Annotated in this window: 13 protein-coding genes; 5 read left to right on the top strand and 8 right to left on the bottom strand. The window is 42.1% G+C overall.

Translation table 11 applies throughout. The annotated features are described in order from the left end of the window. On the bottom strand, positions 1–1,007 hold a 1,007-nt coding region (locus PLH26_RS14065; protein ID WP_324586665.1), incomplete at its 3' end, for a dienelactone hydrolase family protein. Between the two features lie 193 nt (positions 1,008–1,200). Between PLH26_RS14065 and PLH26_RS14055 the strand changes: the two genes are divergently transcribed. Genes PLH26_RS14055 through chrA form a run of 3 tightly spaced genes read left to right on the top strand, consistent with a single transcriptional unit; the run spans position 1,201 to position 3,232 of the window. Then, positions 1,201–1,578, top strand: coding sequence for an FAD-dependent oxidoreductase (locus PLH26_RS14055; protein ID WP_349770425.1), 378 nt, complete (start codon positions 1,201–1,203; stop codon positions 1,576–1,578). Further along, positions 1,563–2,129 carry a hypothetical protein gene (locus PLH26_RS14050; protein WP_324586662.1) on the top strand — a complete coding sequence of 189 codons (567 nt, stop codon included), beginning with the start codon at positions 1,563–1,565 and terminating at the stop codon, positions 2,127–2,129. The genes PLH26_RS14055 and PLH26_RS14050 overlap by 16 nt, the downstream gene beginning before the upstream one ends. After that, positions 2,075–3,232 (top strand): chromate efflux transporter, encoded by a 1,158-nt coding sequence (chrA, locus tag PLH26_RS14045; RefSeq protein ID WP_324586661.1) that lies wholly within the window; start codon positions 2,075–2,077, stop codon positions 3,230–3,232. The genes PLH26_RS14050 and chrA overlap by 55 nt, the downstream gene beginning before the upstream one ends. A 227-nt stretch (positions 3,233–3,459) precedes the next feature. Here the strand turns inward: chrA and fbp are convergent, their stop codons facing one another. The 3 genes from fbp to PLH26_RS14030 all read right to left on the bottom strand — a co-directional run bounded on the left by fbp (position 3,460) and on the right by PLH26_RS14030 (position 6,536). After that, complete coding sequence (gene fbp, locus PLH26_RS14040; RefSeq protein WP_324586660.1) at positions 3,460–4,482, bottom strand: class 1 fructose-bisphosphatase; 1,023 nt, start codon at positions 4,480–4,482, stop codon at positions 3,460–3,462. Between the two features lie 177 nt (positions 4,483–4,659). Continuing rightward, on the bottom strand, positions 4,660–5,949 hold the full coding sequence (locus PLH26_RS14035) for a FecR domain-containing protein (RefSeq protein WP_324586659.1): 1,290 nt from the start codon (positions 5,947–5,949) through the stop codon (positions 4,660–4,662). Positions 5,950–5,969: 20 nt separating this feature from the next. After that, positions 5,970–6,536 carry an RNA polymerase sigma factor gene (locus PLH26_RS14030; protein ID WP_324586658.1) on the bottom strand — a complete coding sequence of 189 codons (567 nt, stop codon included), beginning with the start codon at positions 6,534–6,536 and terminating at the stop codon, positions 5,970–5,972. A 450-nt stretch (positions 6,537–6,986) separates the two neighbouring features. Between PLH26_RS14030 and PLH26_RS21800 the strand changes: the two genes are divergently transcribed. Together PLH26_RS21800 and PLH26_RS14025 are read left to right on the top strand one after the other, a co-directional pair. Continuing rightward, positions 6,987–7,460, top strand: a complete 474-nt coding sequence (locus PLH26_RS21800) for a MauE/DoxX family redox-associated membrane protein (RefSeq protein WP_502876392.1) — start codon at positions 6,987–6,989, stop codon at positions 7,458–7,460. A gap of 80 nt (positions 7,461–7,540) precedes the next feature. Then, complete coding sequence (locus tag PLH26_RS14025) at positions 7,541–7,909, top strand: hypothetical protein (RefSeq protein ID WP_324586657.1); 369 nt, start codon at positions 7,541–7,543, stop codon at positions 7,907–7,909. Positions 7,910–7,970: 61 nt separating this feature from the next. On the opposite strand, the gene PLH26_RS14020 is transcribed toward PLH26_RS14025, so the two are convergent. The 4 genes from PLH26_RS14020 to PLH26_RS14005 form a co-directional block, all read right to left on the bottom strand. Next, positions 7,971–9,359: a RagB/SusD family nutrient uptake outer membrane protein gene (locus PLH26_RS14020; RefSeq protein ID WP_324586656.1), complete on the bottom strand. Its 1,389-nt coding sequence runs from the start codon at positions 9,357–9,359 to the stop codon at positions 7,971–7,973. A 16-nt stretch (positions 9,360–9,375) separates the two neighbouring features. Then, positions 9,376–12,588, bottom strand: a complete 3,213-nt coding sequence (locus PLH26_RS14015; protein WP_324586655.1) for a SusC/RagA family TonB-linked outer membrane protein — start codon at positions 12,586–12,588, stop codon at positions 9,376–9,378. Positions 12,589–12,626: 38 nt separating this feature from the next. Then, entirely contained in the window at positions 12,627–13,196 is a 570-nt protein-coding gene (locus PLH26_RS14010; protein ID WP_324586654.1) for a TlpA family protein disulfide reductase, read from the bottom strand. 143 nt (positions 13,197–13,339) lie between these two features. Beyond that, complete coding sequence (locus PLH26_RS14005) at positions 13,340–13,615, bottom strand: hypothetical protein (RefSeq protein WP_324586653.1); 276 nt, start codon at positions 13,613–13,615, stop codon at positions 13,340–13,342. Between the last annotated feature and the right edge of the window lie 136 nt (positions 13,616–13,751).

Here is a 13,751-nt window from a genome sequence, read left to right as displayed (position 1 = left end):
TTCCAGGTAGTCATAAAACCCACACAAACCGCGCATTTGATCCTTTCATCCAGTCCGCCCATGAACACGGTACGCATACCGCCACCCGATAAGCCGCCACAGCCAATGCGGCCGGCATCCACATCCTTTCTCGCGCACAATATATCCAGCGCTTTTTGATCTTCCGCAAAAAATACGCCCGGCCAGGTAGTGCCTGCGCTGAATAAGGATTTTGCCATTACATGCTCATGCTCCGCCGCCCATTGGTTATACGCTGCTATATTTTCAGGCTTTTCCGGATCATTGTCATTTAAACCATTGCGCAAATGTTCCGGCACATCCTGCAGCATTACCCTGCGGCTGGCAAAAGGAAAGGCATCCGGCACCATTACCACATAGCCTCTTTTGGCAATTTCATTGGCCCAGGCCAACCCCTCATAAGATTCCTGCTGATGCACAATATCCAGGGGATGCTGTTCACCGGAAGTGCGGGTTATTTTGCGGGTGCCCAGGTATTTATTGCCGCCATGATCGTGGAAAGCGAGGATGCCGGGGAGCCGGTCTTTATGGTTCAGCGGCTTTAATACAATGGCGTCTGTTGGCCGACCATAGGGTAGTTGCCAGCTTATTTCTTCTATATGCAGTCCATCGTAAGCATATTGCTTTTTTACATGCACTGCGGGTGTGCCTTCAATAACAGGAACGGCTAACCGTTCCCGTAACCGTGTTCGCGCAGCTTTTCTCCATGCATCCATATCCTTCCATTCTTTTTTACGGAACGAAAAAGCAGGCAGCCTGTTCTGTGTTAAACCCGCAGCCCATGAGCCATAGATACCGATCATGCTCAGTTGCGTTTCATTGAACGCGTTGTTTTTTTCGGAAGACATCATGTTGGTATTTGAAAAAGACGGATCATGCTGATCGGAAAAATCCTTTGCGCCGGCAATTCCCTTTAACAGACCGCTTCCTGCAACACCCAAACCTGTAAGCCCTGTTAACTTTAAAAATTTTCTGCGTTTGCTTTGCATGACCCTGATTGATCAATGAAATTAAGCATACGCCGCTTAACCGGCAAGTGAAGATCTGACCAGGTAGGCTTTTAGGAGGCCCGGGATATTGATACAGGAGGGTTTTATTTTTTCAACTGGCATTTACTGCTGATCTACCGTAAAATGCTTATTTATGCAATGAACCGCCTGCTCAAAACAGTGTTTTCGCAAAATGATACAAAAAAACAATGTAACTATAATCGGGGGCGGGTTGAGCGGACTGGCTCTGGCTTTTTTTCTTCAAAAGAAAGGTATTAAAACCACCGTCATAGAAGCTTCCGGAAGGCTGGGAGGCCGCATATATACCGTTGCCGGTGCACTCGGCACGCCGTTGGAATTGGGCGCTACCTGGTTTTCAAACATACATCAGCATTTGCCGGCATTAACGGAGGAGCTGCATTTAACAAAATATCCGCAGTATTCAGAAGGCATCAGTCTTTTCCAGACCAAATCATTTGAAGCGCCGCAAAAGTGCAGTTCTCACTTGCATTGCCGGCACCGCTTAGTCAAATACTTCCCGCTGTTCAAACCTGGATGGCCGGCGCTGTAAAGTTTACGCTTGAATACAATGTGTTTTTTTGGCGAAAAGAAGGCTACTCGGGAATGCTGTACAGCCATGCGGGGATAGTAACAGAAATGTATGACCACACCAGCTTTGAAGAAGATAAATATGGGTTTACCGGGTTTCTCAACAGCGGCGCGGTATCCTATAGCCGGGACACGCGCAGGGAATTGGTGCTGCCACAGCTCGGTGAGCTTCTGGGAGAAAAGATCATGCACCCGGCCAGCTATTTCGACAAGGTATGGAATGACGAATTTATTGCGGATGGAAGTCCAGCCTTTTCACGCCCCATCAGCATAACGGCCATCCTGCTTTTTTCTCGTCTTACATGGATGGAAGGCTGCATTTTTGCGGCACAGAAGCGGCGGCGGCATTCCCGGTCTATATGGAAGGCACTGTTATTGCTGCAAGGTCTGCAGCCGGCAGGCTTTAGTGCAGTTGAGATTTCTTTTACATTTTGCTGTCTATCTTTGCCTCCCTGCATATGTCATTACAGGTCCCCGGAAATACTACAGAAGAGAGCAAAGCAAAAAAGTTAAAGGAAATTGCCGTGTCCTGCCTGAAGCTGGGCACTATAGGGTTTGGCGGCATTGCCGGTATGGTAGCTACTATAGAAAATGAAATGGTGGTAAGACGTAAATGGATAGACCACCGGCATTTCATGGATGTGCTGAGCGCCTCTTATATCATCCCGGGCCCTAATGCTGTTGAAGTGGTGATGCATTGCGGAAAAGAGCGTGGCGGCCGCGCAGGACTGGTGGTTGCAGGTATTTGCTATATACTGCCTGCCATGCTGATCTGCCTGCTTTTCGGGTATTTTTACCAGCGCTACAGCGCGCTGCCGGATGTGCAGGATTTTATTTTCGGTATCCGGCCTGCCACCACTGCACTGGTCATCGGTACGGTTTTCCGGTTGTGGGGCAAAACCCTCAGGAACAATACAACCCTTATTGTACTGTGCCTCCTGGTTTTTGCCGGCTCACTGTACGGCATGAACGAAGTGCTGCTGATCCTGGCAGCGGGGGGTATTAATTATTTTGCTTACCGCACAAAGGATAAGCTTCCCGTACTTACAGGATTATTTTTTTCGCCGGTATTGCTGCAAATAAGCGCCCGCTTTTCCGACAGCAGGCTCTTCCTGATCTTCCTTAAGATCGGCGCGGTATTGTATGGCAGCGGCTATGTGCTTTTTGCATACATGGATGAATCGCTGGTGCGGAATAACCACTGGCTCACCCGCCAGCAACTGATGGATGCTATAGCCGTGGGGCAGATCACCCCGGGGCCTATACTGTCGAGCGCTACATTTGCGGGGTATCTTGTAAACGGTACAACGGGCGGACTGATAGCGACCGCGGGCATTTTCCTCCCTTCCTTTTTTATTTCCTTTTTTCTGCACCGGCTGCTTTCCTCTGCCAGGAAAAGCCAAAAGCTGAGGGTCTTTTTAGACGGCTTAAGCGCAGCTTCCATTTCAATTATAGCGGTGGTAGGGCTTCATTTGTTTACAGCGTCTGTGCGGCAATGGCAGGGTACAGTGATCATGGCTGTATGCCTTGCGCTGATGCTTTTTACCAAAAGGCTGAGCACTGTTGTGATCATATTGGCCGGCAGCATCGGCGGCTTTTTGCTGCTGAGGGTATGAAGTCATTGCTCTGTTGTTTTTCGGTGCCGGAAGGATCGAACAAAAACTGTTCTGCCCGGTTTAATACCCTGCACCTGCCAGTCCCAAGCCTTATAAAATAAAAAAAGGGGCAGCATAAAAATGCACCCCCGTTTTAAATCCAATATCCTATGAAAAACCGATGTAAATATAGGTTTACATTTAGTTTAATTAAGCATTTGTGCTGTACAATTCGATAAACGGGCAGTTTACTTCGATGAATTGCACTGCCTGCCTGTTTCCCATTCTTCCATCATGGTTCTGCTGCCGATGAACAGGGGCGAGCGCTGGTGCAGGCCGGCGGGTTCAATATCCAGTATGCGTTCATAGCCGTTTGTTGCCAGCCCACCGGCTACCTCCACTATAAAAGCAAAAGGATTGCATTCGTACTGCAGCCTTAGCTTTCCTTGTGGCATACCGGTTGTGGCAGGATACATAAAGATCCCTCCCTTCAGCAGATTGCGGTGAATATCGCTGACCATGCTGCCGGTATAGCGTTGCGTATATGGCCCGCCCTCCTGCGCTGTGTTGCACTGGTATTTTTTGATAAAGCTTTGTACCCTTTCGTCAAAGTGATAAAAATTACCGTGGTTTACCGAATATATTTTCCCGTGCGCAGGGCATTTGATACCGGGATGGCTGAGACAAAATTCTCCTATGGAAGGATCCAGCGTAAAACCGTTCACGCCCCTGCGGGTGGCGTATACCAGTATGGTGGATGAGCCATACACGATATAACCTGCTGCCACCTGCCGGATGCCGGGTTGCAGGAAATCACGCTCCTCAACTGCGGCTCCTTTTGCCGAAAGCCGGCGGTAAACGCTGAATATGGTTCCAACGGAAACATTTACATCAATATTAGAACTGCCATCCAGTGGGTCAAAAAGGCAAATGTATTTTGACTGGCGGCTGGCTTCATCATTGAATGCCACAAAGCTGTCCCATTCTTCGCCCGCTATACCCGCGCAACTGATGCCATGCTGCAAAACGCCTGTAAACTGGGCATTGGCGAACAGGTCTAATTTCTTTACTTCCTCGCCCTGCACATTCACCATACCTGCTTCGCCCAGTATATCGGCCAGTCCCGCCTTGTTCACTTCCACGTTCACTCTTTTTGCCGCAAGCCCGATGTCTCTCAGCAAACCCGACAGCTCGCCGGTGGCGTGGGGAAAATTCCTTAATTGCTGAATGGTGAATTCGTCGAGCGTATAAACTTTTTGGCTGATGGTCATTTGAAGTATATTTAAACTAACAATTGTTAGTCAAATATTGTATTTTTTGCGCTTTCTGCAAAAAAGGAATAACGGCGGAGATATGCCACGAAGACACTAAGACACAAAGTTCTTGTTGGCGATGCCGGAACACATCGCCCATCCCACGAACATCAACAACGGCAGAAAAGCAATACTTCATTGCGGAGGCTTTCTGAAAGCCGTTCGTGATGATGGGGTATCGCTTTGCTTTGCCGGGTTGCAAAAGCTGATCCTTTCGCCCTTTTCATATACTGTAATACCTGCTTTGCGGATCTCCGAATATACCTGTTCGCGGGAAGCCCGGTAGCATATAGAAGTATTGATCCGCAAATGCTCAGGGATACAGTTAAGGCTTTCCACTGTAAACCCGCACCACCGGCTCATGTCTGCAACAAACTGCCGTAATGATGCGTTTCGGTAGTTCCGGGTAGCTTTTGTCCAAACCAGCGCTTCCCCAACATCAGCATTCCGTCTAAAAAATATAGAATCTGCGATAGCATTATTGGCTTTGGCGTAGCTTTTAATAACCGCCTGGTTGCCGGAGCAATCCATTTCTTTTTTGTGAATGCCCTGCCTGCTGAATGCTATAATACGGCCACTGACAGTGGTGGCTTTGGTATAACCGGGAAACGCAGATACGGAAAACTCACCACCGGTGGTTTGCAACTGGCTGTTGGAGGTTTCCACTATCAGTCTTCCGGGCTTTGGTTCCTCCTGCATTTTAATATAGGCTTCTCCGTTAAGCTGTATATAACAGGTATCCGACCCCGTGGTCATGAAGGGGAGCTTCAGCGAAGAGCCTGCATTAAGGTGCACGCTGACGCCACCCGGCAGTTGAATAATATACTGCAAGCGTGTTCCGGTAAATACTTCCATAAACCAGCCTCGTGTGGTATCCACAGGCAATGTTTCCGCCAGGCGGGTCAACGTCAGGATGCCCGGGGCCTGCCGGCGGATCCTGAAGTTGTTGACATGCGCAACCAACCAGGCCGCATTGCTGTCAGGGGTTAGAGCTGTTGTATCACCCCACCGTACGGTGCAGGCAAATTCCGATCGTGGTATTTCATTCCGGGAAGGCGTGTCGCTGCATTCCCCTGTTGCATTGCTACCCGGCCACTTGTTGAGTATGAAATGGTTGACCGCCATCATCAGCAGCAGCAACAGGCAGGCGGCTGCCGCCGGCTTACCGTATGCCAGCATGTTTTTGTTGCGTTGTATGCTTTGCGCATTGTTCACGATCTTTGTAAGATCGGGCTCCCAGCCTTCCAGGGCATTGCCCGGCGCCTGCTTTCCCGTGGCATATAATACTTCTGCGGTCATATTGAGCAGCTCATCTTCTTCATATATTTTCCAGCAGGCTTTCAACCGCTCAAGCTCGATGCCCGTAATAGCACCCTCTATATATTTTTTGATCAGTTCTTTAACGTAAACGGATTGATGGATCATTGTAATTGTTTTTGACATCTTCAAATAATAAAGCTGCTTAAGGCCTCTTCCATATAGCGCCTGATCTTTTTCAAAGCCCGGCTCAACTGGTTTTTTACTGTTTGCACCGATACGCTGAATTGCAAAGCGATCTGCCTGTGCGGCAGTTCTTCTATTTTGCTCAGCAGCAGTATATTTCTCTCCTGCGGTGGCAGCCTTTCCGCAGCCTTCCTGAAAAGCGCCTCCAGTTCTTTGCGTTCTGTTTCTCTTGCTGCATGGTCGTTACCGGGTAAACACAGATGGTTTTCCAGCGGCTCGGTATAATATTTTTTTTGCGCTCTTATTTTATCAATGGCAATATGGTGGGCAATGGTCAGCAGCCAGGGCAAAGGTTTTTCTTTTTGGGCCGCTTCTTTCCGTTGTATCCACAGTACCAGCATGGTTTCGGCAATAACATCTTTAATGAGATCCTCATCATTGCGGATATAGTTTTTGATGTACAGTACCAGCACGGTTTTGAAAGCCCTGTAAATAGCCGCCAGCGCGGCGTTGGCCGAGGCGGGATGCATTCCCAACTGCCTGAAAAGATCGAAGTCATCGTATTTCATAACCTGCTGTTAGCCTGTGATACCTTAAGGAAAAATGCCAATTGATTTTCAACCGGCGATACTTTACCCAAAAAAGTTCAAAAAAAGTTGGCCTTTCAGATGGTACGAAACCTGTTTTTTTTCGAGTCTGTATATAGGAGGATGATATAAGAGCAGTAACCGTAGCAGGTATTGACAAGATAGAAAGAATGTTTCAAAAATAAAAGCAATTGCCTGGAAATGTCCAAATAAAAACTCATGGACATAATGAATATTCATTTGGCTAAAAATTAAGTATAGCGCTAGTAATAATATTTGATTCACGTCAGAATTATCTTAGAAATAGTCCGGTAATATTATAAGGAAAATGGTTTGCTTATAGCTATACTTTTTGAATCGGGTAATGATATCGGCTCAGCAATAATATGTCTGTATATGCCGTGAAGAAGATTTCATTGAAAAACAAATGAAATGATAAATAAGACGCTACAATATGATCGGGAAAGAGAATACCGGTATTGGATCATTGCTGATACCATCAATGCCCTGCTGCTATTGTTATTCGTATATACGGCATTGAGCAAGCTGACAAGATATAAGGCGTTTACAGTGGCTTTAGAAGAGACGCCTCTAATTGGCAGATATGCCTCAGTAATAGCTTGGCTACTGCCGGTAACAGAAATATTAATTGCCGTTCTGCTTTTTTTTCCGAGAATCCGGTTAATAGGTTTATTTACATCATTTGCCGCCTTGTTAGCTTTTACTGGTTACCTAATATATATGGTCGTATATATTCCTCACCTGCCTTGTAATTGCGGAGGGGTGCTCAACAGCCTGAGCTGGAAGCAACACATTATATTCAATGTATTCTTTTTGCTCATTAGCGCATGGGGTATATGCATATCTGTCGGGAAGAGAACATCACTAAAAAAGAAGCCACCATAGTTCCCGTCTGGGAACAAACTACTATTTCAGAACAACTTTAATGAATCGAAAACAAAACTTTCAAATGAAAATCAATTATTATGAAACGATACTTATTGAGCATAGCCGCTGCTCTGGTTGCTATAGGAACTGTGGCATTTAATACTCCTGAAAAGGAATACGCTATGCATGTCTTTGAATTTGATAGCTCTAATCCCGGGGGATATTCAAAAGCAAATGTTGAAAATATAAGCAAGACCTATTGGAAGTATGTTCCGGGTGCTAGTTTATGCGGAGGATCTATCAAAGCTTGCAGAATACAGGTAAGTGATGCATACGTTGATAACCCTTTGAATCCGACAGCTTTAAAATCTACTTTTTCAATAACAGCTCAAGAAAGCTCTCCTGGTATTGCTTATGTGCAAAGTATACCCGGAACGCCAACTAACCAGATTTCAAATCAGCCATAAAGCACAGTAAAAGAATAGACGATCATAAACGGGAACTGAATTTGCTTCAATTCCCGTTTATTTAATTTTGTGTCATTCCTGTTATATCAATAATATCAGTGGGTAATGGAAGTGCATAATAACTTGCATTCGGCTCAAGGTAATATAGTTTTCCTTCAATTGTTCTTTTTAGAATTATGTTTGCCCCTTCTTTATTCAAACGCTTGATATCCATCCATCTTAACCCACGCATGTAAAGCTCTTTTCTTCTTTCTGAGAGAACTAAGTGAAGCGTTTCTATAAAGTTATGGGCTTCAAGTTCATGAAATGGTAAATTCCTATTTCTTCTTTTTCTCAAAAGAGTATTTAAGTCTTTTATAGCAGACGCAATGTTTCCTTTCCTTGCAAAGCATTCGGAGCGGGTTAAAAGCATCTCACCCGTAGTCAACCCAGAGAAATATATAAAATTACTTGCAGCATAATTTCCTTTGAATCTATAGTAATTACCATCAGGTCTAAAAAAGGCAGTTTTTCTAAGATCTGTAGAATCGTATTGGCTATATAATATTGTATCAACAAGAACACCTGAGGGGTAATTTATGTAAGAGTTTCCATTCATTTCGGTGTAAAAAATAGTTTCTTTATTAAATTGTTTAAATGGGGTATTTGCGGTAACAGAACCATAAATATCATCATCACCGTTATAATCAATCAAATCAGATTTGAGCTCTAAACAAAGGTTTGAATACTTTAGTGCGCTGTCGTATGCTCTCATAGAAAGATAGCACCTGGCTAATAAACCATACGAGGCAGTTTTAGATGGACGCATAACGTGTATTGGCATATCCGGAAGATATTCCAGGCTTTCTTTTGCATCTGAAATAATCTGATCATAGCACTCTTGTATATTTGATCTTTTAGATGGTAAATTAAAATCTGAGCTATATCTTAAAACTATACCTGGCTCTATACCAGCTTTTGAACTGTCATATGCTTTTGCATATACCCACATCAAATTAAGGAAATTGTAACTTCTAAAAAAAAGGGCAGATCCTTTTACATTATTCCAATTTAATTGGTTTTGAAATGTCTCTGGTATTTTGTCTATTTGCTCCAAACAGTAATTCGAAACATATATAGGTAAATACGCTTTTGACCAATCATTTTGGAAATAATAGTCTCCCCTGCTCCAGGTATATATCATTTGATGTTCAATTGGTTTTGAATTATACATTTCATCCGATAAAAAATAGTCATCACAAGAGGCTTCTCCAAAAGAAGGCGATTGTTCTTTGTTCATTGTAAGCGATAAATCAAGTAGTGCCTGGAGATCTGATAGAGCAGTAGGGATTGCCAAGGTACTATCAGGTTTTTTATCAATGTATTTTTTGCAAGAGGTTATAATAAATGCTGTAAATAAATAAACAATCAATACAATAAATTTGGATTTACTATTACTGGATAATAACATAAAAAAAGTTTATTGATTAAAAATTAGACCTTAAGCCTAAGGAAAAGATCTTTGGAGCTGGTACCCCGCCAGGCATATCAGGGTCATAGCGATATTTATTGGAATTCCAAAGAATGCCCAGGTTTGAGGCATTAAAGTATATCTCAGCTTTAGAATCCATCAAATTGAATAGGTTATTGGTTCGATAGCTAATATTTATATACTGAAGCCTGATATGAGCTCCGTTAAGCGTATTGATTTCGGACACGCTATAAAAATTATCCCTGTTGAAATCGTTGGGGTATATAAAAGAAGGGACATTGGTTATTAGCTCGTCTCCCGGGTTTTGCCACCGTATACTATATTCTTTATTTCCTCTTCCATTATTGATTAAACTATTGTAGGTAAGAGACGGCTTCCTAAAATAGTATCCCAGCTTATAACTTACATTGAATAAAACAGAAAAATTTTTCCACGAAAAGGAATTGATCAAAGACCCAAAAGATGTTGGCACGGAAGATCCAATATACTTTATCCCCCCCCCATCAATTCCTTTTTTAGATGATTCCGATGCAATTGCTGAATAATCGGTACTTAAAGAGTTATTTAAATACCCTTGCGGATTTCCATTTTTATCCAGCCCCCCCCATTTATAGGCGGCAATAGAATACAATGGCTTACCAACAAATGGAGTAATTGATTTACCTCCCCCTAGCAGGCTTATTATATTAGTGGAGTACGCGTCAAAGTATTTTACTGTTTTATTGGAAACGAAATTATATATTAAGGTTACGTTCCACTTAAATGACTTGGTTAAGATGGATGAATTTAAAAGAATATCTATGCCCCTCCCTTTCATGTCCGCTACGTTTTTAGTTACTGTCGCCAGATATCCCCACGCAGTATAATCATAAGGAGTCGCAGCGTAAAGATTAGTCCCATTTTTAAAGTAATAATTTACAGACCCCGATAAAAGTTGATTAATTACGTTAAAATCAAATCCGAAATTAATCTGACGACTCTTTTCCCATTTTAATTCGGGGTTGTTAATTGAGGAAATTTGTGCTACTGGCAAATTGGTAGCATAATCAACGCCATAATTTGCTATAGGCAAGGCAACTTTACCTAAATCGACATTCCCACTGTAACCATAGGTTACTTTAAGCTTGGAATAATCTATCCATTTAACATTATACCACTTTTCTTTTGAGACTTCCCAGCCTAAGCCAGCTGACCAAAGAGGGGACCATTTATTATTAGCATTTACGCCAAAAATATTTGACCCATCTTTACGTGCACTCAAGGATAGGGCATACTTTTCCTTAAAATTGTAAAACAGATTACCGTAAAAAGAGATAAACCTTAAATTGGTTTTAGTTAAGGGTACAGCTGCAGGAATTGTCTGATAGTCACCGGTAACAAATGTGGGATAGTAGTTTCTAAAATCTACATTTGTATATAGTAAAGGAGACTCTGTATACCCATAATAAACGGAGCCATCACTTTTATTTATTGCTTCCCTTATTTCGCTGCCAATAGCTGTATTAATAGTATGAGCAGCCCATCTCTTATTATAAGAAAATGAACTCCTTAAATTCTGGCTTTGGTTCATTGAACTAGATGTACTTAATATTCCACCCAACGGAACAATATAATTTATGGCTCCTGTTGAATAATTTATTTGGCTGAATTGATTGATCAGATTTCTTGAGGCGAAACTTTGTTGATCTGAAATTGATTCCAGGTTGTTTCTTTGTTTTTGAAATTGATATAGAAGTTCAAACTGAAGGGAAGGAATAATATGGTAACGGAAGTTGGTATTCCATAATATTTCCTCAAGCTTGTTATTACTCCTGTTATTAGCATAATCTTGAAGTGGATAATACTTCCAGTCAAGTAATTTCCCTTCACCCACTGTATCAATATAGCTATTTCTATAAATATGCGCTACAGGTAAGGGAGAATCGTCATTTTTTGCAAACTTTGTATATGGTACATATCTTCCGTTAATATTTGTAACATTATTATAAGTGTATTTACCACTGCCTGACTGCCCCCCAGTATAATAAATACCCCAATCAAGCTGAATATTTTTACTCAGCTGGTATGTATTAGCAACTCTAAAATTCAATTTATTATAAGTTGCTCCAACATTATCTACACTCCTGTCCAAATTTCCTGATACAAGCCATGCTAAATTGTTTGTTCCTCCTTTAAGATTAATGGAATATTGTTGTGTGATGGCATATTGGTAAAAGTATTTTTCGTACTGACGTTTGGCATCTACATTCATTAAAGTACGTATTTGTTGAGCTGAATCATTTGGTGAGATAAGATCTTCCCTCCTTTTTAAAAGGATTTCAACTGCAGGAGTTAAAGCCTGATACTCCTGGTTGATAATTCCATCAAAATATCCGCGATCAAAAAGCAGTTTTTCAACATTAATATATTCTTCAATACTTATTTCAGGTATTTTTGAGAGGTTTGGTTTTTGTGCTACGATTATATTAGAATTAAATGCTACATTTATTTTTTGATTAAACTTACTTTTTTTTGTAGTTATAACGATTACGCCATTGCCGGCCCTTGCTCCCCAAATAGAAGTAGCAGAGGCATCTTTTAATACTGTTATGCTTTCTACATCGTTAGGATTAATATTCTTTATATCACCTTCAAAGATAAAATTGTCAACAACAATCAGCGGGTCTAAAGGGCCATTAATAGTACTTAATCCTCTTATTGAAATATTTGTTTTATTTAGAGTGTTTCCATTCCCATATTCTTCATTAAAAGCCAATCCGCTGGTCACTCCCTTAAGCCTTTTCAGAATATCAGTACCGGTTTGCTGGTTAAGGGTATTATTATCTATTACTACTACTGATCCGTTTATTTCATTACCCCTGATTTTTTGATAGCCGGTATTTACTATTATCTCCTCCAAATCTGTCGAATTTCTTTCCATTATAACTTGTAAGCCCGCTACGGCAGCGCTAACATAAATACGCTGTGCTTTGTACCCTATATGAGTGATTATCAACGTATCTGGTAAAGCAGGCAGTACTATAATAAAATCCCCTTTATTATCTGAAACAGCATTAATGCGATTTTGAAAAGACTGAATATTTATATTCGAAAGAGGTTTTGCATTCTCTTTTGAGACAATCTTACCTGAAACTATATTTTCCTGAGCCTGGATATTGACATTTAAAAGCAGATAGCTCACTACTATTATAATAAGAAACTCTCTCATAAGTTTTGTATTTAATTATTACTCAGATTGAAAAATATTTAGCGTTTAACAGTTTTCCTTTCCCATACTGGTGTCTCTCCCTGCAATACAAAAAGGATATTTTCTTTTGTTATCTCTCTTGAAGAGGTAATACCAATAACCGAAGCATTTTTATCAATCCAGATATAGTGTGGCAAATATGTATGTGGAAAATACCTTGCTGTTACGGTATCTTCAGCAACGAAAGGAATATGAAATAATTGGTTGTGATCTCTGTTCCATTTTGCATAAAAGCTCTTTATTTTTTCTATGCTGTCCCTTGTTCCGGCGAAATTGTTAACTAATATGATCTGGAGTTCATCACTAAATTGAACTTGTAAGGAATTTACTTTTGTGAACGTTTCTATGCATGCCCCACACCACGTTGCCCAAAAATCCAGTATCACCAGCTTTCCTTTCAGATCTGATAAACGGATCGTGGAATCGGGGTAGTTCATTACATTGGTCAGCACCAGGTCGGGAACGGTATCTCCAATGGTGAGAGGCTTTATTTGGGGTGGAGCATTTTGGGCAAAGCAGCTCAAAACCGGGCATAGCAATGCCAGTACCCCATATTTTAATTTTCTCATAGCAGAAAATTGAATGGTGAATAGAAAGGGTTATACCACAATATGCTGCGCAACGGGCCCGGGCCGGCGGTTTTTACAAAACATGAAAAAACAAGAGAAAAAGTAACCATCCGCGCGGCCCGCAAAGGCCCATTGCATAACGGTTACACCGGATTCTTGGGCTTGCAGGCAAAAAGCAGGATATAGGAATGATAAAAAGCGGGCAACTGTACGGGCAGGCAGCCTGTAGCATTATTGGGGTATAATGCGGGAAATAAAAATGTTACGGCAGATACCCTGCGCACGCAGGCTTCTATGCCCCGGAGGACATTAAAAACACAAGCAGCTTTGGCAAGACGGTTCTCCATCCGTATAAGTGTTGGATGAGCCTGCTGATCACCCTCGCTTCTTATTCTGCCGGCAATATGAGATTCCGTCAAATTAAAAAGCGCGGGACTCAACTTATCGCTTTGAGGCCCTCGGAGAACCCAACCACAAATAAGCAAGTACCCACGCCTAGGATGTCTTAGCCCCCTGAAAGACTGGACTAAAATTGTAAATCAATTTAGTCACAGT

Source organism: Agriterribacter sp., assembly GCF_035444585.1.
Taxonomy (GTDB): Bacteria; Bacteroidota; Bacteroidia; order Chitinophagales; family Chitinophagaceae; genus Agriterribacter.
This window is presented reverse-complemented; position numbering and strand designations above follow the sequence as displayed.

Excerpts from the sequence above, each read along its gene's own strand:
- PLH26_RS14010 (WP_324586654.1), bottom strand. The coding sequence starts at position 13,196 with ATGAGAAAATTAAAATATGGGGTACTGGCATTGCTATGCCCGGTTTTG.
- fbp (WP_324586660.1), bottom strand. The coding sequence starts at position 4,482 with ATGACCATCAGCCAAAAAGTTTATACGCTCGACGAATTCACCATTCAG.
- PLH26_RS14020 (WP_324586656.1), bottom strand. The coding sequence starts at position 9,359 with ATGTTATTATCCAGTAATAGTAAATCCAAATTTATTGTATTGATTGTT.
- PLH26_RS14030 (WP_324586658.1), bottom strand. The coding sequence starts at position 6,536 with ATGAAATACGATGACTTCGATCTTTTCAGGCAGTTGGGAATGCATCCC.
- chrA (WP_324586661.1), top strand. The coding sequence starts at position 2,075 with ATGTCATTACAGGTCCCCGGAAATACTACAGAAGAGAGCAAAGCAAAA.
- PLH26_RS14035 (WP_324586659.1), bottom strand. The coding sequence starts at position 5,949 with ATGATCCATCAATCCGTTTACGTTAAAGAACTGATCAAAAAATATATA.
- PLH26_RS14055 (WP_349770425.1), top strand. The coding sequence starts at position 1,201 with ATGATACAAAAAAACAATGTAACTATAATCGGGGGCGGGTTGAGCGGA.
- PLH26_RS14050 (WP_324586662.1), top strand. The coding sequence starts at position 1,563 with ATGGCCGGCGCTGTAAAGTTTACGCTTGAATACAATGTGTTTTTTTGG.
- PLH26_RS14015 (WP_324586655.1), bottom strand. The coding sequence starts at position 12,588 with ATGAGAGAGTTTCTTATTATAATAGTAGTGAGCTATCTGCTTTTAAAT.
- PLH26_RS21800 (WP_502876392.1), top strand. The coding sequence starts at position 6,987 with ATGATAAATAAGACGCTACAATATGATCGGGAAAGAGAATACCGGTAT.
- PLH26_RS14025 (WP_324586657.1), top strand. The coding sequence starts at position 7,541 with ATGAAACGATACTTATTGAGCATAGCCGCTGCTCTGGTTGCTATAGGA.